Source organism: Burkholderiales bacterium (genome assembly GCA_036262035.1).
GTDB lineage: Bacteria > Pseudomonadota > Gammaproteobacteria > Burkholderiales > SG8-41 > JAQGMV01.
The window spans coordinates 689,434-710,582 of sequence record DATAJS010000010.1 but is presented as its reverse complement, the minus strand read 5'-3'; the positions used below and the strand labels follow the sequence as shown (position 1 = coordinate 710,582).

The window sequence follows — 21,149 nt, the reverse complement described above, 5'->3', positions numbered from 1 at the left end:
GTGTCGTGGCTGGAGCTATTTCGATACCGAGAGCTTGACCTCTTTCGCGTTGGCTTCCGCGAGCACGCTGGCGCTGGTCGTGATCGTCAGCGTCAGCTCGAGGTTGTAGTCGCCCTTGTTGAGCGTCGCCTCGTTGGGCGACTTCTCGTCGTACGACTTGGTCTGTCCGTTGTCGAGCGTCTCGGTATGCGCGCCCGTCAGATCGATCTTGGCGGGGTTGGCCTTGTTCGGCTTGTAGGTGTAAGTCAGCTCGTATTTTGCCGACTCGGCGCCGCCCTTGGTGATTCGCATCAGGATCTTGATCGTCGCTTCGGCGTCGTCGCCGTTGAGGGTGACCGCGAGCTTGGGCTCGATCCTCGGCGCGATCACCTTGCCGTCCTGCTTCAGCGTGAACGCGCTCGTCGAGGTGATCGTCGCTTTCGCCGACGCCTTGCCGGCGCCCGCTGCGCCCGCGGGCCGCTCGGCGTGCGCGATGCCGGTGACGTTGAAAGCGTCCGATACGCGCCCTTTCGCGAAGGCCGGGGCCTGCTTCGCCTCGGTGATGTCGGCAGGCTTGTCCTTCGGCGCGGTGTCCTTCGTGTCGCCGGCGGCGCCGTTGTTCGCCTCGGTCTTGCCGGAGCCTTTGATGTTCCTGGTCGACACCACTTCGCCGCTGCCGCCGCCGTTGCAGCCGGCGAGCGTCGAGGCGAGCGCGATCAGCAGTACGGATGCGAAAACCGTCAGCGCTTTCATGGGGACCTCCTCTGGTGTGCGATGCGCTCCTTTCCGATAGGGCCGGACGCACGGCGCGGCCGGCACGGTCACTATAGACGGGGATTGACGCCGGAAACTGCGGCGCCTAATCTGGTTTCCATGGTTACCTCCCGCAAGGCTGCGGCCGACGGTCCGCGCGAGCGCATCGTAGGCGGCGCACGCCGGCATTTCTTCGCCCACGGCTTCCGCGGGGTGACGATGGACGAGCTCGCGCGCGAGCTCGGGATGAGCAAGAAGACGCTCTACGTGAGCTTTCCCGGCAAGCGCGACCTGCTGCACGCGGTGATCGACGACAAGGCGGCGGCGATCGACGCGGACCTGGAGCGCATCACCTCGGATCGCGACGCGCCGTTCGAGGAGCGGCTCGCACGGCTGCTCGAATGTTTCCGCACGCACGCCGGCGAGATCCAGCCGTCGTTCGTGCGCGACGTGCGGCGCGAGGCGCCGGAGCTCTTCGAGCGGATCGAACGCCTGCGCGCCGATGTCCTCGAGCGCCACTTCGGCAAGCTGCTGGAGCGCGGCCGCCGCGACGGGCTGGTGCGCAAGGACATCCCGGTGAAGCTGCTGATCGAAGTGCTGCTCGGCGTGATGAGCTCGGTCGTCAACCCGCAAAAGGTGGAGGAGCTCGGCACGACGCCGAAGGTCGCGATGCTGTCGGTGCTCGCGGTCTTTCTCGAAGGGGCGCTGGTGAGGAAGAAGTGAAGAGCGCGACTTCAAAGTCAAAATGGATTCCCGCCTTCGCGGGAATGACGGGCGCGGTCGCGGGAATGACGAGGCGCTGGTCGTCGTCCTGGCGCAGGCCAGGACCCACTTTGACGTTGGCCTTGCTCGCATTGACCGCGTGCAGCCAGCACGACGACAACCTGCGCCAGGGCTACATCGAAGGCGACTTCGTCTACGTGTCGTCGCCGTACGCCGGACGCCTCGACAAGCTCGCGGTGGAGCGCGGCGGCACGGTCAAGGCGGGCGACTGGCTCTTCTCGCTCGACGAGACGCCGGAGCGCGCGGCCCGCGACGAGGCGGCGAGGCGGCGCGCGCAGGCCGCGGCGAGCCTTTCCGACGTGAAGAAAGGCCGGCGGCCTTCGGAGATCGACTCGCTGCGCGCTCAGCTCGGGCAGGCGCAGGCCGCGCTCGACCTCGCTCAGAAAGAAGTGCAGCGCCAGGAGAAGATGATCCGCGTCGCCGGCGCGACCACCGAGCAGGACCTCGACCGTGCGCGCTCGACGCGCCAGCAAAACCTCGAGCGCGTCGCTCAGCTCCAGGCGGAGCTGCGCACCGCGCGCCTCGGCTCGCGCTCGGATCAGGTCGTCGCCGCCGATGCGAATCTCAAGGCGCTCGATGCCGCGCTCGCCAAAGCGGAGTGGGACCTGCAGCAGAAGCGTCAGAACGCGCCGGCGGGCGGCGCGGTGTTCGACACGCTCTATCGCGAAGGCGAGTGGGTCGCGGCAGGACGGCCGATCGTCGCGCTGCTGCCGCCGCAGCACGTGAAGCTGCGCGTGTTCGTGCCCGAGACCTGGCTGTCGAAGCTGCACGTCGGCGACGTCGTGCAGGTGCAGGCCGACGGCGCGGCGGCGGTCGACGCGAAAGTGAGCTTCATCTCGCCGCGCGCGGAATATACGCCGCCGGTGATCTACAGCCGCGAGAGCCGCAGCAAGTTCGTGTTTCTCGTCGAAGCGCGCTTCGATCCGGCGGTCGCCGCGAAGATGCACCCGGGGCAACCGGTGGACGTACGGTTCGTCGGCGTGAAAGCAAAGTGAACGTCAAAATGGATTCCGGATCACATCGCGCTGCCGCGCGGTCCGGAATGACGGAGATCAGGCGCGGTCGCGAATGACGGACATGGCGCGCGGTCCCGATGACGAACATGGGGCGCGGTCCGGAATGACGGACATGAGGCGCGGTCGCGAATGACGGACATGGGGCGGTCGCGAATGACGGACATGAGGCGCGGTCCGGAATGACGGACATGGCGCGGGGGTCGGGAATGACGGATATGAGGCGCGGTCGGGAATGACGGAAAGGCGTCATCCCCGCGAAGGCGGGGATCCATCTTCGACCGACCTGGCCATCGACGTGCGCGGCATGACCAAGCGCTTCGGCAAGCTCGTCGCGGTCGATCACATCGACCTCCAGGTGCCGGCCGGAAAGATCTGCGGCTTCCTCGGACCCAATGGCAGCGGCAAGACCACGTTCATCCGCATGCTGTGCGGCCTGCTGCGACCGGACGACGGCAGCGGCACCTGCCTCGGCTACGACGTCATCCGCGAGAGCGCATCGATCAAGCGCGAGGTCGGTTACATGACGCAGCGCTTCTCCTTCTACGAAGACCTGTCGATCGCGGAGAACCTGGACTTCGTCGCGAGCGTGTATCAGGTGCGCGAGCGCAAGCGCGCGGTCGAAGACAGCCTCGAGCGGCTCGGGTTGCAGCGCCGGCGCGACCAGCTCGCCGGGACGCTCTCCGGCGGCTGGAAGCAGCGCCTGGCGCTCGCGGCGTGCCTCATCCACAGCCCGAAGCTGCTCCTGCTCGACGAGCCGACCGCGGGCGTCGATCCCAAGGCGCGGCGCGAGTTCTGGGAAGAGATCCACGCCTACGCCGCCGAAGGCCTGACGTTCCTCGTCACCACGCATTACATGGACGAAGCCGAGCGCTGCGATCGCCTCGCGTTCATCTCCGACGGCAAGCTGCTGACTTACGGCACCGTGGACGAAGTCGTGGCGCATGCGAACGAGACGATGAAAAAGGACCAGCCGACGCTCGAAGACGTCTTCATCCACCTCATGGATGAAAAACCAGGGTCTGACCCCGATAAAGCGGGGTCAGACCCCAGTGACCGCAGGGGTCGGAGCCCGGCTTCTTTGGGGTCCGACCCCGGTTTGGGCCGATGAGCTTTTCGCTGGCTCGCCTGCGCGCGCTCATCGTCAAGGAGTTCATCCAGATGCGGCGCGACCGCCTCACCTTCGCGATGATGGTGGGGATTCCGCTCGCGCAGCTCGTGCTGTTCGGCTTCGCGATCAACGCCGATCCCAAGCACCTGCCCGCCGCGGTGCTCGTCGCCGATCGCGGGCCGCACGGGCGCACGATCGTCAGCGCGCTGGAGAACAGCAGCTACTTCGACGTCGTGCGCGAGCTCCAGACCGAGAAAGAGGCTCGCGAAGCGCTCGCGCGAGGCACGGTGCAGTTCGTCGTCAACGTGCCGGAAGACTTCAGCCGCAGGCTCCTGCGCGGCGAGCGGCCGGCGCTCCTCGTCGAGGCCGACGCGACCGATCCCGGGACGACCGGCAACGCGATCGGCTCGCTGCCGGCAATACTCGATTCGGCGCTCAGGCACGATCTCGTCGGACCGCTCGCGAATCTCGCGGCGACCGCACCGCCGGTGGAGCTCCGCGTGCACGCGCACTACAACCCCGAGGCGATCACGCAGTACAACATCGTGCCGGGGCTGATGGGCGTGGTGCTGACGATGACCATGGTGCTCATCACCGCGCTCGCCATCACGCGCGAGCGCGAGAGCGGCACGATGGAAAACCTGCTGTCGATGCCGACACGCCCCGCCGAGGTGCTGATCGGCAAGATCGTGCCGTACATCCTCGTCGGCTACATACAGGTCGCGCTGATCCTGCTCGCCGCTGCCCTGCTGTTTCACGTGCCGATGCTCGGCAGCGTGACCGTGCTCCTCCTCGTCGCGTTCGTCTTCATCATCGCCAACCTCGCGGTCGGGATCACCTTCTCGACCATCGCCGAGAACCAGCGGCAGGCGATGCAGATGGGCTTCTTCTTTTTCCTGCCGCAGATTCTGCTCTCGGGCTTCATGTTCCCGTTCCGCGGCATGCCGCACTGGGCGCAGGTGCTGGGCGAGCTGCTGCCGTTGACGCATTTCCTGCGCATCGTGCGCGGGCTGCTGCTCAAGGGCAACGGTTTCGCCGACTCGCTGTTCGAGCTGTGGCCGATCGCGCTCTTCGCGGTCATCGCGCTCGCGATCGGCGTGAAGCGGTATCGGCAGACGCTGGATTGACATGAGAACCCGTCATCGCGAGGAGGCCGGCAGGCCGACGTGGCTCACAAAAAAGTCTACGCCGCTCCTCCGCTACGCTGCGGGCGCAACAGCGGGCTTAAGCGCCTATCGGCGCTCGGTGCTATCGAGCGTCTCGGGATTGCTTCGTCGCTTCGCTCCTCGCAATGACATCCTCTTGTACGCCCTCGCGGCTTTGCTCCTCACCGCCTGCACGGTGGGCCCGGACTACCGCAAGCCCGACGTGCACGAGCTCGTGCCTTCGGAATGGAAATGGAAAGTCGCGACGGCCAGCGACGAAGCGCCGCGCGGCGAGTGGTGGAAGACGTTCGCCGATCCGACGCTCGACGCGCTCCAGGCCTCGGCGCTCGAGAGCAATCCGTCGCTGCGCGCGGCGGTCGCGCGCGTCGACGAGGCGCGCGCGATCGCGGGCCTCGCCCGCGCCGCGTTCTATCCGCAGATCACGCTCGATCCGTCGGTGAAGCGCGAGCGCACGTCGGGCAATCCGCCGACGCCGATCCCTTTCCCGATCCCCGCAGCGCGCATCGATACGTTCAGCCTGCCGACCGACCTCGGCTACGAGATCGACCTCTGGGGACGCGTGCGCCGCTCGTTCGAGTCGGCGCGGGCGCAGGCCGAAGCGAGCGTGTCCGACCATCAGAGCGTGCTGCTGACGCTCACCGCGGACGTCGCGATCAACTACTTCATCGTGCGCACGCTCGACGCCGAGATCGCGACGCTGAGGCGCACCGTCGAATCGCGCGCCGCGTCGCTGCGCATATTCGAAGAGCGCTTCGCGGCCGGGGTGCTCCAGGGCGTCGACCTCGAGCAGGCTCGCGCGCAGGCCGCGACGGCCGCGAGCGATCTCGCCGACGCACGGCGCCAGCGCGCGGAGACGGTCGACGCGCTCGCGGTGCTGTGCGGCAAGCCCGCGAGCCGCTTCGAGATCGCCGAGCGCCCGCTCGAGCCGCGCTCGCTCGCGGTGCCTTCCATACTGCCGTCCGAGCTGCTCGAGCGCCGGCCCGACATCGCGCGCGCCGAGCGCACGCTGCAGGCGAGGAACGCGCAGATCGGCGTCGCGCGCGCCGCCTACTTCCCCTCCATACAGCTCGTCGGCCAGGGCGGTTTCCTGAGCGACGAAGCGCGCCGGCTGCTGGTCAGCGACAGCCGCGTGTGGTCGATCGGTCCGCGCATCGGCATCCCGCTCTTCACCGGCGGCCGCACCGCGGCGGACGTGAGGCGCGCCGAAGCGGTGTACCGGCAAGGGATCGCGGACTATCGCGCGGCGGTGCTGTCCGCGGTGCGCGAAGTCGAAGACGCGCTCGCGCAGATCGCGCTGCGCACCGAGCAGAGCGCCTCGCAGACCGAGGCGGTGCGCTCGGCGGCGCAGGTCGTCACGCTCGCCAAAGCGCGCTACGACGCGGGCACGGTGAACTATCTCGAAGTCGCAGACGCCGAGCGCAACCTGCTGGCGCAGCAGCGGCGGCTCGCGCAGCTCGAGGGCCAACGCTATGCCGCGATGGTGAGGCTGGTGAAAGCGCTGGGCGGCGGCTGGAACAGTTGATGTGGATCAACGCCCGCACCTCGATGAGTCCGACAATCTGTCGTTATGAAGTACCGCAGAGGCGATTTTCGAGACGCCTCCGAAGGCGGTCTACCATGACGATGCGAACAAGGAACGCGGCCCCCGCGCCGCGGCAGCACGTGCACGTCCACAGCGATTCCGAAGCCCGTTACTGGGCGGCCTGGCTCGGTTGCACGGCCGCCGAGCTGAAAGCCGCGGTATTCGCGGTGGGTACGCCGATCGAAGAGATACGGGCATACCTGTCGCGTCGACAGGCCGTGAAGTGCGGGCGGTCGCCGGGCGGGCGCGAAAGGCGGGACTCGTTCGCGGGAGTCATCGCACAGCAACCGTAGGGTGCGCGCAAGCGCGCCGCGCTTTTCGGCCGCGCAGCACGGTTCCTGCGGCACCATCGCCAGTGATGCAGGTACGGGGCGTGCATCAACGCGGCGTGCCCAAGACCCCAACCGACCGTGCGGCCAGCGAAGGCCGGCTTGCGCTGCTGCTCGCGGGGCTCGCGATGCTCGGGCCTTTCGCGGTCGACACCTACCTTCCCGCTTTCCCCAACATCGCAGCGACGCTGGACGCGACGCCGCTCGAAGTGCAGCAGAGCCTCACTGCGTACATGTTCGCGTTCGCATGCATGATGCTGTGGCACGGCGCGCTCTCCGACGCGTTCGGACGGCGCCTCATCATCATCGGCGGGCTTTGCATCTTCGCCGTCGCCTCGCTGGGCTGCGCCGCGGCGCACAGCGTCGAATACCTGTGGGCGTTCCGCGTGCTGCAAGGCATCTCCGCCGGAGCGGGAGTGGTGATCGGGCGCGCGATCATTCGCGACTGCTATTCGGGTGCGACGGCGACGCGGCTCCTGTCGCTGGTGACGATGATCTTCGCCATCGCGCCCGCGATCGCCCCCATCCTCGGCGGCTGGATCGTGAAGCTGCGCGACTGGCGCGCGATCTTTCTCTTCCTGTTCGCGTATTCGACTTTCCTCGTCTGGTACTGCTATCGGAAACTGCCCGAGACGCTGCCGCCGTCCAAGCGCCAGCCGTTCAGCCCGAGCGCGCTCGCGAGGAGCTACCTGAAGGTGTTCACTTCGCCGCTCTTCCAGTTGAAAGCGGGCGTGATCGCGTTCAACTTCGCCGGATTGTTCCTGTACGTCGCCGCGGCGCCGGTGTTCCTGACGCAGCACCTGCACCTCGGCCCCGATCAGTTCGGCTGGCAGTTCATCCCGACCGTCGCCGGCATCTTCTTCGGCGCGCTCGCATCGAATCGCCTGGCCGGCCGCATCACGATCGCGACGCACGTGGCGATCGGCTTCTGCTTCCTCGCGCTCGCCACCGGCGGCAATGTGCTCTACCACGCGTTCTTTCCGCCCGCGCTGCCGTGGTCGGTGCTGCCGCTGCTCTTCTACGGCTTCGGATTCTCGGTGGTCGCGCCGGTGGTCACGAACCTCGTGCTCGATCTCTTTCCGCAGATGAAAGGGCTGGTGTCGTCGTGCCAGTCGTTCACTCAGACCATGCTCGGCGCGGCGGTCGCGGGCGTGCTCGCGCCCTCGCTCTCGCACGACCCGCTGTGGCTCGCCGCCGGCCAGCTCGCCTGCGTCGCGGTATCGCTGGCGCTGTGGACGATCGGCGTGTCGCTGCACGAGCGCCGGCGCCGCCACGCCGAGCAGGTCAACGCGTGGGAGACGGTGCCTTTAGAATGAGGGCATGCGCTCGCTCATCCTCGTCCTCGCACTGACAGGCCTGCCGTGTCTCGCCGCCGAGCGCGTCGAGATCCCGACCGCGGGACTCTCTTCTTCGCCCGAGCCGCTCGTCGGGCACCTCTTCCTGCCCGAAACGAGGCCCCACGCGGCGATCGTGATGATGCACGGGTGCGGCGGCGCTTATACCCGCAGCGGCGCGCTCAACTCGCGCCATGCGATGTGGGGCGAGTACCTGCAGAGCCTCGGCTATGCGGTGCTGATGCTCGACAGCTTCACGTCGCGCGGCCTGCGCGAGATCTGCACCGTGAAGAACGCCGAGCGCACCATCAAGGAAGCCGACCGCGTCGGCGACGCCTATGCGGCGCACGCCTACCTGCGCGAGAGGCTCGGCATCGACTCGAAGCACATCGGCCTGCTGGGCTGGTCGCACGGCGGAGGGACCGTGCTCAACTCGATCTCGCGCAAGCCCGCGAACGCGGCGCCTTTTGCGGCCGCGGTCGCGTTCTACCCCGGTTGCAGGACGCGCGCGAAGCGGGCGGACACGTTCCATCCGTACGCGCCGCTCATCGTGCTGATCGGTGAAGCCGACGACTGGACGCCCGCCGCGCCGTGCAAGACGCTGATCGACACGGTGTCAGCGCGCGGCGAGCCCGCGAGCATCGTCGTCTATCCCGGGGCGTACCACGACTTCGACAACCCGACGATCAAGGCGCGCGTGCGCACCGAAGTGCCGAACGGCGCGCGCCCCGGCGAAGGCGTCACGATCGCGCCAGATCCGAAGGCGCGCGAGGATGCGAAGGTGCGGGTGAAGGCGTTTTTCGAGAAGCACCTGGAGTAAAACCCACCCCCACCCTGCCCCTCCCCCTGAGGGGGAGGGAACCCTGTTCACCACGTAGGGTGCGTCAGGCGAAAGCCGGACGCACCTCCGCGGTTCAAGCCCCTACAACGATGCGCACCACGCCCGACGCAGGATCGACCTCGATCTGCGCGCCGTCGGGAATCGCCGCGGTGATGTCGACGTCGAAGCCCGCCATCATGGGCACGTCGCCCAGCGCCGCGCCCTGCGCCAGGATGGGATTGACCGAGTTGAACACGATCGCGAGCGGGCAGATCGCGCGCGATTTCATCTCGTGCAGCATCCACGCGCTCGCGACGCCGCCCTTGGCGGTATCGAGGACGAGGATGCGATCGACGTAGGATCGCCCCGCCAGCTTGTGCGAAGGCCGCGAGAACACGCCGGCGATGCGGTCCAGGTCGTAGCGCGCAGAGAAACCGTCGTTGGCGACGAGCGCGATGCCGCGCACGGTGCGCCCCATCGCATGGCGCGCCTTGAATTCGGTATCGATCATGCGAGCTTTCCCGTCACCGCCGCGTCGACGCACGCCTCCATCGACGCGAGCATCGGCTGGTAGCCGTAGCCGCCGAGGATGTTGACGATCTTGGCGCTGTTGGTCGCCAGGCGCTTCCAGCCTTTCGCCTCCGCGATCTCGCGCGCGTACGACTGGTAGAAACACATGCCCGACAGCACGGTGCCGCCGGCCGCCTCGATCGTCGCGCTGTAACCCATGCGGTCGGCGTCGGGCTTGACCTGCGGGCTCGTCACCGCGAGCAGCGGCACGGTGAAGCGCCGCCCGTCGCACAGCGCGGCGAGGTCGCGCAGCTCGTACAGGCTCAACTGCGGCGCGGAAAACACCACCACGTCGACGGTGTCGTCCTTGCGGTACGAACGCTGGAGCGCTTCGAGATCCTCGCGCTTCACCGCGAACCGCCGCAGGCCCGCGGGCGCGACGTCCGTGAGCTTCGCGGCCTCGGGCGTGATCCCCACGAGATGGAACATCGCCACCGAGCCGAAGCTCGCCATGGCGGCGCCGAAGTGTTTGAGCTGATCCGAGCGCGGCGCGCCTTCCAGCCCCTCGACGACCGGCACCGCCCAGTAGTTGCCGGCGATCTTGCCGATGCACGCGCCGAGCGCGCCCCAGTCGTTGAGCGAGGCGGGCGTGAAACCGACGCGCACGTGCAGCGTCGCGCGGCGCGTGGCGTCGAGGTGAAAGCCGTAGCGCGGGGTGCGCCCGGTGATGCCCGCGGAGAGCGCGGACGGGCCGCCTTCGAAGTTCGAGCGCGCGCCGCAGATCGAGTTCGAATAGATGACCACGCCGGTATCGCCGAACGCGACGTGCTCGTTGCGCGTCGGCGCCTGTATGGTCTGGTAGTTGATGCAGGTGTCGGTCATGACGACGCCGAGCTTCACGAAGGCGTCGATCGCGCGCCGCTCCAGCGCGAGCATGGACGGCGTCTGTCCGAGAAACTCGGCCTTCGAAAAATCGGTGCCGCGCGGATCGGTGATCGTCGGGATGCGCACGCGGCGCTGCCCCACCTCAACGGCCGCGAGATTCTCGAGCCAGCGCACGCCCGCTTCGCCGAGGCTCTCGGTGTCGGCCATGATGTGCGCCTGCGCGACCGGCACGAAATCGGCGGCGCCGAAGAACCCGCCCACCAGCATCTGGTGGCGCAGCGCCTCCTGCGGCACCGGGCCCTGCTTGCCGGCGAGGATGTCCTGCTCTTCGTCGTTCAGTCTCATCAATCGACCGTCGCGCCCGAATCGCGCACCGCCTTGCCCCACTTCGCAAGCTCGGCGCGCTGGAAATCGGCGAAAGCGCCCAGCGTCCTCGCCGTCGGCGCGACCCCGAGCGGCACCAGCTTCTCGGCGAAACCCGGACCGCGCGCGATCTTTTCGGACTCGGCGGTGAGGCTCGCGGCCTGCGCCGCCGGGAGATTCGCCGGCGCGAAGACGCCCCACCAGGCGGTGGTTTCGAAGCCGGGATAACCCGATTCGGCGATCGTCGGCACGTTCGGCACCACTGCGGCGCGCGACGCGCTGCTGACGGCGAGCGCACGCAGCCTGCCGCCCTGCACCTGCGCGATCACCGACTGCAGCGGGTCGAACATGAGCTGCAGGTGTCCGCCGACGAGGTCGATCACCGCGGGCGCGCTGCCTTTGTACGGCACGTGCTGGAGATTCACCGCGGCAGCGGCCTTGAACATCTCGCCGGTGAGATGGCCCGGCGTGCCGTTGCCCGCGGTGCCGAACGTGATGTTCCCCGGATGGGCTTTGGCGAGCGCGACCAGGCTCTTGACGTCGCGCACCGGCAGCGAGGGATGCGCGACGACCGCCACCGGCGCCGCAGCGACGAGCGCGATCGGGGTGAAGTCGCGCACCGGATCGTAGGCGAGCTTGCGATACAGCGAGGCGTTGATCGCGTGCGTGCCGACCGTCGCCATCAGCAGCGTGGCGCCGTCCGGCGCCGACTTCGCGACGAGCTCCGCGCCGATCGCGCCCCCCGCGCCACCGCGGTTGTCGACGATCACGGTCGTCTTCAGCGCTTCGCCCAGCAGCTGCGCGTACGGGCGCGCGACCATGTCGGTCGGGCCGCCGGCGGGGAACGGCACCACCACGCGCACCGGTCCGGCGGCCGCGGCAGCGCCGGCTGCGAAAACGCCGACCGTGAAAAGCGAGAAGCGCATCATCGTGTCCGTAATGTGAGCTTCGATCGAGACCGCCGTCGAGTATGCCGTACACTGACTCGCGAAGGTGGATCGCACAAAGGGGGAGCCATGAAAACGATCATCGCGGCACTGTCGTTCGCGTGCGTCGCAGGCGTCCACGCGCAGACCCGGGACGAGCTCGTCAACGCCGGAAAGAACACCGACAACGTCGTGACCCTCGGCATGGGTTACGACCTCAAGAACTGGAGCGCGCTCAAACAGGTCGACAAGTCGAACGTGAAGCGCCTGGTGCCGGTCTGGAGCATCAACCTCATGAACGACTACGGCGAGACCGCGCAGCCGACGGTGTACGACGGCGTGATGTACGCGATCAACGCCAGGTGGACCTTCGCGATCGATGTCGCCACGGGCAGGCAGATCTGGCGCACGCCCGCCGAATGGGACCCGGACGCCGCGCGCCAGGCGTGCTGCGGCGTCGTGAGCCGCGGCGCGCCGACGCTCTACAACGGCAAGCTCTACCGCATCACGCTCGACAACCACGTCGTCGCGCTCGACATGAAGACGGGCAAGCAGGTGTGGAAGCAGAAGTTCGCGAACCACAAGGAAGGCTATACCGCGACCAGCGCACCCATCGTCGCCAACGGCGTGCTCATCACCGGCATGGCGGGCGGCGAGTTCACGACCCGCGGCTTCCTCAACGGCTGGGACCCCGAGACCGGCCAGCATCTCTGGAAGATCTATACGGTGCCCGCCCCCGGCGAGAAAGGCTCGGAGACGTGGCCGAAGGATTCGGAGGCGTACAAGTACGGCGGTGCGCCGACGTGGCGCAGCGGCGCGTACGACCCCGAGCTCGACCTCGTCTACTGGGGCACGGGCAACGCGCAGCCGTGGGCGCCGCAGAATCGCGGCGGTCTCGACAGCCTGTACGCGAGCAGCCTGCTGGCCATCAAGCCGAAGACCGGCGAGCTCGTGTGGCACTACCAGTACACGCCGAACGACGTGTACGACGTCGACGGTACCGACGAGCCGGTGCTCGCCGACATCACGGTGAACGGGACGAAACGCAAGGTAGCGATCCAGGTCAACAAGAACGGCTTCATGTACACGATCGACCGCACCAACGGTAAATTGATCGCGGCGCATCCCTTTACGCGCGTGAACTGGGCGACGCACATCGATCTGAATACCGGGCGGCCGGTGCTGACCGACCTCGCCGAAAAGCTCACGCGCGGGGAAGAAGTCGCGATCTACCCGCAGCGCGGCGTCAACGCGACACCGGTCGCGTACAACCCGAAGACCGGGCTGATCTACACGAGCTCGTGGGACCTGCCGCGCATCGTCCGGTTCGAGGCGCCGAAAGAGTTCGTGCTCGGCAACCGCTGGACGCACACCGCGCCGACCAAGCGCCACGTGCCGAAGGAAGGCGACATCGTCGGCCACCACATCGCGATGGATCCGATCAGCGGCAAGAAGAAGTGGTCGATCCCGCTCACGAAAGCGAGCTCGTCGGGCATGCTCGCGACCGACGGCGGGCTGATCTTCACCGGCAACCTCGAAGGCAAGTTCCTGGCGATGGACGCCGACACCGGCAAGGTGCTCTACGAGTTCCAGACCGGCTCGGCGATCAACGCGACGCCGATCACCTACACCTACAAAGGCCGGCAGTACGTGAGCATCGCGTCAGGCCTCGGCGGCAACTCGGCGCGTGCGATGGTCGGCGACACCGTGCCGACCGGCGGGTCGATGTGGACGTTCGCCCTCATGCCCGAATAAAGCAAAAAAGCATTGACCGCCAGGGACGCAAAGGACGCAAAGGAAGGCGGCGCGTTTTTTTACCGCCGACCGGGCGAAGTGGACACACGTCAATCCCGCGTACGCGGGAATCCATTTTTTGAAGTGCTTTTCCTTCGCGTCCTTGGCGTCCTTGGCGGTAAAAACGCTTTTACAGCGCGATCTTCTGGCGCTGGCCGGTCTCCGACGCGCGCTGGATCGCGTCGAGCATCCGGTGGCGGCGCACCGCCGAATCGAAATCGGGCTCGATGCGCTCGCCGGTGCGTATAGCCTTCGCGAAGTTCACCCACATCTGCCCGACGTCGTAACCCTCTTTCAAGGTGCGCACGCCTTCGGGCACCCACTTCAGGCGCTCGGGGATTTCCAGGGGCTGCATCGACTTGTCGTCTTCGCGGCCGCCCATCAGCATGCGCTTGGCTTCCTGTCCCGCTTCGCCGCCGCCGATGATGGCGAGCGCGCCTTTGGTTCCGTAGACCTCCAGCCGGTAACCGCTGCCGTGATACGGATGCACGCCGACGTGCGCGCTGACGACCGCGCCGCTCTCGAGCCGCCCCGACAGCAGGATGTTGTCCGGGGAAGTCACGTCGACGAACTTCCCGGTATCGCTCTCGCGCCACTGCGGCACCTGCGTGCTCACCACCGCCGCGACTTCGGTGAGCTCGCCCGCCACCATGCACAGCGCGTCCATCGAATGGCCGAAGGTGATGGTGAGCGTGTTCGCGCCGAGCTTGACGTCTTTCTGCCACGTGCGGTCGGACGTGCGCGTGAGCACGCCGCTGCCCATCTGCATCATGTGCACCGACAGCACCTTGCCGACGTAGCCTTCCTGCACCAGCTCGCGCATGCGCATGTACGCGGGCGAAGCGCGACGCTGCAGGCCGACCATGGTCCGCACGTTCATCTCGCGCGCGATCTTCGCGAGCTCCTCGGTCTCCTGGAGCGTCGCGCCCAGCGGCCATTCGCAGTACACGTGCTTGCCCGCTTCGAGCGCGTTCCTGGTGAGCTCGAAATGCTTGGGCACGCGCACCGCGACGCACACCGCTTCGACTTCCTTGTTCGCGTTCATGAGCTGGTCGTCGCCGTACGCGCGCGGCACGCCGTGCTGCTCCGCCGCCGCCTGCGCGGTGTCGGCGTGCGCGGTGCAGAACGCGTAGAGGTCGATGTCCGAGAGCTGCTTGAGCGCCGGGATGTGAGCGCGCGGGCCCCAGCGCCCGGCGGCGCCGATGAAACCGACTCGAAGCGGTGCGGAACTGGCCATGGTGTCCTCCCTCTGAAGTGGCGTAGTATTGAGTGGTGGGCACTTCTTTATACCGCACGTCGCTCCTCGTCGTCGCCTGCGCGATCGCGCTGCCCGCGCTCGCCGATATCTACACGTGGACCGACGAGCGCGGCACCACGGTGATCTCGGACACGCCGCCGGCGAACGCCAGGCGCGTGACCGACCTCCAGGTGGTGGTGCGCGAGGAGAAGAAGAGCGGCAAGCGCGCCGGCGCGCGCGACGCGACGCCCACCGAGCAGAAGTTGCTCGACCGCATCGACAACCTCGAACGACAAGTGAGATCCCAATCGCAGACTTACAGCTCGGCGCCCGCGGTGGCGCCCTCACCGCCGCCGGCGGTGAGCTACTACACCACACCGCCCGCACCTCCGGCTTATTACGATCCGTATTACTACGATTCCGGCTACTACCCCGGTTATTACCCGAGCTATTACCCCAGCTATTACCCGGCGTATTCGTTCGGTTGGCCGGGCGCGGTGATCGTCGGACGCAGCTTCGTGGGGCATCGTCACCACGGTCACTTCGGCAACAGGGCATTCGTCACGTCGCGCGGTGCGGTGGCGGCGCGCGGCAGGCGTTGATTAGCGTCATCGCGAGGCGCCGAAGGCGCCGCGGCGATCTCGTGGCGCACGGAAACCGCTCTAGGACGCTCCGGGATTGCTTCGTCCCCCGGATGCTTTTCCGGGGCTTCGGCATGTCGCTCCTCGCAATGACGGCCGTGGCGTACGCGCAGGAGTACCCCTCCAGGCCCGTCCGCGTCATCGTGCCTTTCCCGCCGGGCGGTCCCAACGATCTCGTCGTGCGGCCCGTCGCGCCGCGGCTCCAGGAATATCTCGGCCAGCCGTTCGTCGTCGACAACCGCGCGGGCGCGAACGGCATCATCGGCAGCGAGCTCGTGGCCAAGGCGCCGCCGGACGGCCATTCGCTGCTGGTGATCTCGTCGTCGTTCACGATCAATCCGGCGACCCACGCGAAGCTTCCGTTCGATCCGCTGAAGGATTTCGCGCCGGTCATCTCGCTCGCGACGAGCGACATCATCCTCGTCGTCAATCCGACGGTGCCGTCGAAGACCGTCAAGGAATTCGTCGCACTGGCGAAGTCGCGTCCGGGCAAGCTCAACTACGCGTCGTCCGGCACGGGCGGCTCGCTGCACCTCGCCGGCGAGCTGCTCAAGATGACGAGCGGCATCAACATGGTCCACGTGCCTTACAAGGGCGCAGCGCTCGCGCTGTCGGACGTGGTCGGCGGCCACGTGGATTCGATGTTCATCGCGGTGCCGCCGGTGCTGCCGCAGTTGAAGAGCGGCCGGCTGCGCATCCTCGCGGTCGCGAGCGCGAAACGGGCGTCGTCGCTGCCCGATGTGCCGACGTTCATCGAAGCGGGACTGCCGGACGTGAAAGTCGATTCGCGTTACGGCCTGCTCACCGGCGCTCACGTGCCCGCCGCGGTGATCGCGAAGCTCGGCGCCGCGACCGCCAAAGCGCTCGCGCTGCCCGACGTGCGCGAGAAGCTCGCCGCGATGGGCATGGACGCTTCGGGGATGCCCGCGCAGGAATACGCGGCTTATCTGCGCGAGGACGTCGCGAAGTGGAAGAAGGTGGTCGCAGCGGCGAAGCTGCCGCCGATGGAATGAGAAAGCTGAACCGCCAAGGACGCCAAGGACGCAAAGGAAACCAAAGAACGTCATCGCGAGCCGCCGCCGGCGGCGTGGCGATCTCGTGCGCACGTGACGAACGTTTCGAGATTGCTTCGTCGCTCGCGCTCCTCGCAATGACGAAAGGCTTTTCCTTGGCGTCCTTTGCGTCCTTTGCGGTTAATTGATTTTTAAGCCTCACTCCCCCGCGTTGAACTGAATTCCCTGCGCCAGCGGCAGGTCGGTGCCCCAGTTGATCGTGTTCGTCTGCCGGCGCATGTAGGCCTGCCATGCGTCGGAGCCCGCTTCGCGGCCGCCGCCGGTCTCTTTCTCCCCGCCGAACGCGCCGCCGATCTCCGCGCCGGACGTTCCGACGTTGACGTTGGCGATGCCGCAGTCGCTGCCCGCTGCCGACAGGAAGCGCTCGGCGGTGCGCAGGTCCCGCGTAAAGAGCGACGACGACAGACCCTGCGGCACGGCGTTGTTGATCGCGATCGCTTCTTCGATCGCCGAATAGCGCATCGCGTACAGGATCGGCGCGAACGTCTCGCGGTGGACGAGCGCCCAGTCGGGCTTGGCGTGCACCAGCGTCGGCTCGACGAAGTATCCCGGCCGGGCGAGCGCGTTGCCGCCGCAGGCGATCTCCGCGCCGAGCTCGCGCAGCGCAGAGATCGCCGAGCGATAGCGTTCGAGCGCATCGGCATCGATCAGCGGGCCCATCAGCGTGCGCGTCTGGAGCGGATCGCCGATGCTCACTTTGCGATACGCATCCGCGAGGCGGGCACACAGCGTGTCGTACACGCGCTCGTGCGCGATCAGCCGCCGCGTGGTGGTGCAGCGCTGGCCCGCGGTCCCGACCGCGCCGAACAGGATCGCGCGCAATGCGAGCTCCACATCGGCGGTCTCGTCGACGATCACCGCGTTGTTGCCCGAGCATTCGAGCAGATACTTGCCGAAGCGCCCGCTCACCGCCTGCGCGACGCTCCGTCCGACCGCGCTCGACCCGGTGAACGACACCAGGTCGACGCGCGGGTCGGCGACAAACTGCTGCGAGAGCGCCGCATCGTCGCTGATGAAGAGCGGGAAGACGCCGCGATGCGGGGAAGCGTGCAGCGCACGATTGACGATGTGCCGGACCGCGAGCGCGGTCAGCGGCGCTTTCGGCGAAGGCTTCCACACCACGACGTTCCCGCACACCGCGGCGATGAACGCGTTCCACGACCAAACCGCCGCCGGGAAGTTGAACGCGGTGATCACGCCGACCACGCCGAGCGGATGCCATTGCTCGTAGAGCCGGTGGTGGGGACGTTCGGAGTGCATCGTCTTGCCGTAGAGCATGCGCGACTGCCCGACCGCGAAATCGGCGATGTCGATCATCTCCTGCACTTCGCCGTCGCCTTCCGCCTTGATCTTGCCGGTCTCGAGCGAGATCAGCGTGCCCAGCGCGTCCTTGTATTGCCGCAGCTCCGCGCCGATCAGGCGCACGACCTCGCCGCGCTGCGGCGCCGGCACCGCGCGCCACGCGCGCGCTTTCTCGACCGCGGCCTGCATCAAGGATTCGTAGTCGGCCGCGCCACATGCGCCGGCGCGCGCGATCGGCTCGGCGCACGACGGATCGATCGACGCGAACGAGCGTTCGCCGCTCATCCAGCGCGTCCCGTCATAAGCAGCAGGATTCTCCTTGACGAGCCCGAGCGCACCGAGCGTGTCGTGAACGATCTCGCTACGGATATCCGACATCGCAGGTCGCCTCTTCTTCGATTTCGACCAGCGCAGCGCGCAGCGCTTCGAGCGCTTCGTCGATCTCTTCGCGCGTGATCACGAGCGGGGGCGCCAGCCGCACCACGGTCTCGTGGGTGTCTTTCGAGAGCACGCCGTGCTCGAGCAGCTTGAGGCACACCTCGTGCGCGCTCGCGTACGCGGGATCGATCTCGACGCCGATCAGCAGTCCCTTGCCGCGGACCTCTTTCACGAGCGGCAGCCTGGCCGCGTGCAGCCTGCCGAACAGGTAGTCGCCGAGCTCCGCGGCGCGGTCGGCCAGATGCTCGTCCTCGAGCACCGCCAGCGCTTCGAGCGCGACCGCCGACGACAACGGATTGCCCGCGAACGTGCTGCCGTGGTCGCCCGGCCTGAAGACGCCGAGCACGTCATGGCGCGCGCAGAACGCCGAGACGGGCAGCACGCCGCCGCCGAGCGCCTTGCCGAGAATGATGCCGTCGGGCTTCACGCCCTCGTGCTCGCACGCGAGCACGCGGCCGGTGCGGCCGAGGCCGGTCTGCACTTCGTCGCAGATGAGCAGCACGTTGCGCTCGCGGCAGATGCGCGCGCACTCTCTGAGATAACCGGGCGGCGGCGGAATGATGCCCGCCTCGCCCTGGATCGGCTCGACGAGGAAAGCGGCGGTGTCGTCGGTGATCGCTCGCTCGAGCGCGTGAGCGTCGCCGAAGGGGATCGTGCGGAAGCCCGGCGGAAAAGGACCGAAGCCGTCGCGATACTGAGGCTCGGTGGAAAACGCGACGATGGCGATCGAGCGGCCGTGGAAGTTGCCGCGACACGCGATGATCTCCACGCGCTCCGACGGGATGCCTTTGACCTTGTTGCCCCATTTGCGCGCGGCCTTGAGCGCGGCTTCGACCGCTTCGAGGCCGGTGTTCGCGGGGATCGCCAGGTCCTGGCCGGTGATCTCGCACAGGCGCTCGAGCAGATACGGCAGGCGGTCGTTGTAATACGCGCGGGACGTGACGCACAGCCGTTCCGCCTGCTCACGCAGTGCAGCAAGGATGCGCGGATGGGCGTGGCCGAGACTGACTGCAGAATACGCGCCCATCATATCGATGTAGCGCCGGCCCTGGTCGTCCCACAGGTGCACGCGCTCGCCGCGCACGAGGACGACCGGTAAAGGTTCGTAGTTGTGGGCGCCGTACCGCCGTTCGAGCGCCATCGGCGCGGTCGAGCCCATCAGGGGGGTGTCGTTCATGGCATGGCTCCTCGGTAACGGTTGGACTGCGCCGGGCGCCCGCTCGTTCCGCGTCGGGGAAGTCGCTTACACTGGGAGATCAACCCAAGGAGGAGTCAGTCATGCTCACACTTTATGGCGCCGCCAAATCGCGCGGCCTGCGCACGCTGTGGATGCTCGGAGAGCTCGGTCTGGAATACGATCACAAGGCGTACCTGCCGCGCTCGCCGGAGACCAAGACGCCGGAATACCGCGCGCTCAACGCCAACGGCCGCGTGCCGACGATCGACGACGACGGCTTCATCCTGTCGGAGTCGATGGCGATCAACTTCTATCTCGCGAAGAAGCACGGCAAGCTCTATCCGTCCGATCCGAAGAACGAAGCGCTCGCCCTGCAATGGAGCCTGTGGGAAACCGACCGCCTCGACCGCCAGCTCGTGAACTATGTCCGGCACTCGAGCGAGCTGCCCGAGGCCGAGCGCAAGAAGGACATCGCCGACGCGATGTGGAAGGAAGTGACCGAATCGTTCGACGTGCTCGAGACCGCGCTGGGCCAGTCGCAGTGGCTCGCGGGACCGGAGTTCTCGGTGGGTGACCTCAACGTCGCCTCGGCGCTCTTCCGCGCGCTGTCACTCGATCTGTCGAAATGGCCGAAGCTCAAGGCGTGGCTGACCAAGTCGTGGGACCGCCCTGCCGCGCAGCGGGCGAAGGCGATGCGGGGGTGAGTAAAGCAACCGCAGAGGACGCAGAGACAGACCGATCGAAGATCGTCATTCCCGACCCGCGGCAGCGGAAGTGATCGGGAATCCATTTTGAGTTCATAGATTGAACAATGGATTCCCGCCTACGCGGGAATGACGACCACAGTAACGCTTTTGACTTTCCTCTGCGTGCTCTGCGGTAACCGCTTTTAAATCGGCCAGATCCGCGTCCCCGGCTGCGGCGAACGCGGCGCATGGATGAGCCGCGTCACCACCTCGAAAGAATCGTCATTCCCGACCCGCGCTAGCCGAAGTGATCGGGAATCCATTTTGACGTTAACGGTTTGAAAATGGATTCCCGCCTGCGCGGGAATGACGACCGAGGTAACGCTTTGACTCCCTCTGCGCGCCTCTGTGCGCCTCTGCGTCAACAAGCGCCTTTAAACAGGCCAGATCCGCGTGCCGAGCTGCGGCGAGCGCGGGGCGTGTATCAACCGCGTCACCACCTTGTCGGTCCACGCCTCGAGCTCGGGATACGGCCGCTCGTGGGTCGGGAAGTGCGCGTGGCGCTCTGCCATCGAGCTGAACTCGTAGAGCACGCCGTGCTTCGCCCAGCCGGACACGCCGACGAGCTTGCGCACGCGCTCCAGTCCCGGCAGCTTTTCCATGCACGGCATGCGCCAGCGCGCATACCACGCAAGGAGCGCGTCCTCGTCTTCGGGGAGCGCGTTGAAGGTGCCGAGCTGTATCGCGCGCGCGGTGCCCTGGACGTCGAGGCCGCGCGTCGCCGGGCCGGCCGCCCTCGCCTGCTCGGCCATGATGCTCACGCGCTCGCTCCGGCGCAGCGCGAGCATCTTGCCCTCGTCGGCAGTCACCGGCTCGAACTTCTCCTGCGGGTGCGGCGGCGCGAAGGCGTTGGCATCGGTGGCGCCGACCAGCAGGATGTAATCGCCGCCGCCCGGCACCTTGCCGTCGTCGGTGTGTGCGAGGCGCTCGGGAGGCGCTCCTTTCCCGGCGAGGTAGTGCGCCGCCCATTCGATGCCGGGTCTTTTCACGAGCGCGGGCAGGTAGCGCTCGTGCAGCCACGCGAGATACGCATCGCGTTTGTCGTCGGCGAGGTCGTAGAAGCTGATGCGGATTCCGCGGTCCATCACTCCCCCTTTGTCGTCGCAGGCCGACGCATTATGCACCGCTGTACTTTCGCTGCGCCATCACTTACGATGCGCGGCGTTGAACCGCCGTGGAGAACTACA

19 protein-coding genes are annotated in these 21,149 nt (G+C 67.3%); 11 read left to right on the top strand and 8 right to left on the bottom strand.

Features of this window, described 5'->3' with window-relative positions:
* Positions 1 to 15: 15 nt before the first annotated feature.
* Complete coding sequence (locus VHP37_11255) at positions 16 to 732, bottom strand: hypothetical protein (protein HEX2826916.1); 717 nt, start codon at positions 730 to 732, stop codon at positions 16 to 18.
* 120 nt (positions 733 to 852) lie between these two features.
* Here VHP37_11255 and VHP37_11250 point away from each other — a divergent pair, with 120 nt between their 5' ends.
* The 7 genes from VHP37_11250 (at position 853) to VHP37_11220 (ending at position 8,870) form a co-directional block, all read left to right on the top strand.
* Positions 853 to 1,455, top strand: a complete 603-nt coding sequence (locus VHP37_11250; GenBank protein HEX2826915.1) for a TetR/AcrR family transcriptional regulator — start codon at positions 853 to 855, stop codon at positions 1,453 to 1,455.
* Between the two features lie 122 nt (positions 1,456 to 1,577).
* The gene (locus VHP37_11245; GenBank protein HEX2826914.1) at positions 1,578 to 2,510 is read left to right on the top strand and encodes an HlyD family efflux transporter periplasmic adaptor subunit; all 933 of its coding nucleotides are present in this window, start codon (positions 1,578 to 1,580) and stop codon (positions 2,508 to 2,510) included.
* Positions 2,511 to 2,763: 253 nt separating this feature from the next.
* On the top strand, positions 2,764 to 3,639 hold the full coding sequence (locus VHP37_11240) for an ABC transporter ATP-binding protein (protein ID HEX2826913.1): 876 nt from the start codon (positions 2,764 to 2,766) through the stop codon (positions 3,637 to 3,639).
* Positions 3,636 to 4,766, top strand: a complete 1,131-nt coding sequence (locus tag VHP37_11235; protein ID HEX2826912.1) for an ABC transporter permease — start codon at positions 3,636 to 3,638, stop codon at positions 4,764 to 4,766. Before VHP37_11240 ends, VHP37_11235 begins: the two co-directional genes overlap by 4 nt.
* A gap of 175 nt (positions 4,767 to 4,941) precedes the next feature.
* Entirely contained in the window at positions 4,942 to 6,327 is a 1,386-nt protein-coding gene (locus VHP37_11230) for an efflux transporter outer membrane subunit (GenBank protein ID HEX2826911.1), read from the top strand.
* A 448-nt stretch (positions 6,328 to 6,775) separates the two neighbouring features.
* A complete protein-coding gene (locus tag VHP37_11225) occupies positions 6,776 to 8,032 on the top strand; it encodes a multidrug effflux MFS transporter (protein HEX2826910.1) in 1,257 nt (418 codons plus the stop codon).
* Positions 8,033 to 8,036: 4 nt separating this feature from the next.
* Complete coding sequence (locus tag VHP37_11220) at positions 8,037 to 8,870, top strand: dienelactone hydrolase family protein (protein HEX2826909.1); 834 nt, start codon at positions 8,037 to 8,039, stop codon at positions 8,868 to 8,870.
* 94 nt (positions 8,871 to 8,964) lie between these two features.
* On the opposite strand, the gene VHP37_11215 is transcribed toward VHP37_11220, so the two are convergent.
* The 3 genes from VHP37_11215 to VHP37_11205 are packed head-to-tail and all read right to left on the bottom strand — an operon-like array spanning position 8,965 to position 11,554.
* Positions 8,965 to 9,381 (bottom strand): DUF126 domain-containing protein, encoded by a 417-nt coding sequence (locus VHP37_11215; protein HEX2826908.1) that lies wholly within the window; start codon positions 9,379 to 9,381, stop codon positions 8,965 to 8,967.
* On the bottom strand, positions 9,378 to 10,610 hold the full coding sequence (locus VHP37_11210) for an aconitase X catalytic domain-containing protein (GenBank protein HEX2826907.1): 1,233 nt from the start codon (positions 10,608 to 10,610) through the stop codon (positions 9,378 to 9,380). Before VHP37_11210 ends, VHP37_11215 begins: the two co-directional genes overlap by 4 nt.
* Complete coding sequence (locus VHP37_11205; GenBank protein ID HEX2826906.1) at positions 10,610 to 11,554, bottom strand: tripartite tricarboxylate transporter substrate-binding protein; 945 nt, start codon at positions 11,552 to 11,554, stop codon at positions 10,610 to 10,612. Before VHP37_11205 ends, VHP37_11210 begins: the two co-directional genes overlap by 1 nt.
* A 90-nt stretch (positions 11,555 to 11,644) precedes the next feature.
* On the opposite strand from VHP37_11205, the gene VHP37_11200 reads away from it, so the two are divergent.
* Positions 11,645 to 13,309 carry a PQQ-dependent dehydrogenase, methanol/ethanol family gene (locus VHP37_11200; protein HEX2826905.1) on the top strand — a complete coding sequence of 555 codons (1,665 nt, stop codon included), beginning with the start codon at positions 11,645 to 11,647 and terminating at the stop codon, positions 13,307 to 13,309.
* 169 nt (positions 13,310 to 13,478) lie between these two features.
* On the opposite strand, the gene VHP37_11195 is transcribed toward VHP37_11200, so the two are convergent.
* Complete coding sequence (locus VHP37_11195) at positions 13,479 to 14,585, bottom strand: Gfo/Idh/MocA family oxidoreductase (protein HEX2826904.1); 1,107 nt, start codon at positions 14,583 to 14,585, stop codon at positions 13,479 to 13,481.
* A gap of 35 nt (positions 14,586 to 14,620) precedes the next feature.
* Here VHP37_11195 and VHP37_11190 point away from each other — a divergent pair, with 35 nt between their 5' ends.
* On the top strand, positions 14,621 to 15,187 hold the full coding sequence (locus VHP37_11190) for a DUF4124 domain-containing protein (protein HEX2826903.1): 567 nt from the start codon (positions 14,621 to 14,623) through the stop codon (positions 15,185 to 15,187).
* Between the two features lie 113 nt (positions 15,188 to 15,300).
* Positions 15,301 to 16,239 (top strand): tripartite tricarboxylate transporter substrate binding protein, encoded by a 939-nt coding sequence (locus VHP37_11185; protein ID HEX2826902.1) that lies wholly within the window; start codon positions 15,301 to 15,303, stop codon positions 16,237 to 16,239.
* A gap of 198 nt (positions 16,240 to 16,437) precedes the next feature.
* On the opposite strand, the gene VHP37_11180 is transcribed toward VHP37_11185, so the two are convergent.
* Both VHP37_11180 and rocD read right to left on the bottom strand, forming a co-directional pair.
* On the bottom strand, positions 16,438 to 17,979 hold the full coding sequence (locus tag VHP37_11180) for an aldehyde dehydrogenase family protein (protein HEX2826901.1): 1,542 nt from the start codon (positions 17,977 to 17,979) through the stop codon (positions 16,438 to 16,440).
* Entirely contained in the window at positions 17,963 to 19,216 is a 1,254-nt protein-coding gene (gene rocD, locus VHP37_11175; protein HEX2826900.1) for an ornithine--oxo-acid transaminase, read from the bottom strand. The genes VHP37_11180 and rocD overlap by 17 nt, the downstream gene beginning before the upstream one ends.
* Positions 19,217 to 19,317: 101 nt before the next feature.
* Here rocD and VHP37_11170 point away from each other — a divergent pair, with 101 nt between their 5' ends.
* Positions 19,318 to 19,920 carry a glutathione S-transferase family protein gene (locus tag VHP37_11170; GenBank protein HEX2826899.1) on the top strand — a complete coding sequence of 201 codons (603 nt, stop codon included), beginning with the start codon at positions 19,318 to 19,320 and terminating at the stop codon, positions 19,918 to 19,920.
* A gap of 416 nt (positions 19,921 to 20,336) precedes the next feature.
* Here the strand turns inward: VHP37_11170 and VHP37_11165 are convergent, their stop codons facing one another.
* Positions 20,337 to 21,047, bottom strand: a complete 711-nt coding sequence (locus tag VHP37_11165) for a hypothetical protein (protein HEX2826898.1) — start codon at positions 21,045 to 21,047, stop codon at positions 20,337 to 20,339.
* Positions 21,048 to 21,149: the final 102 nt, after the last annotated feature.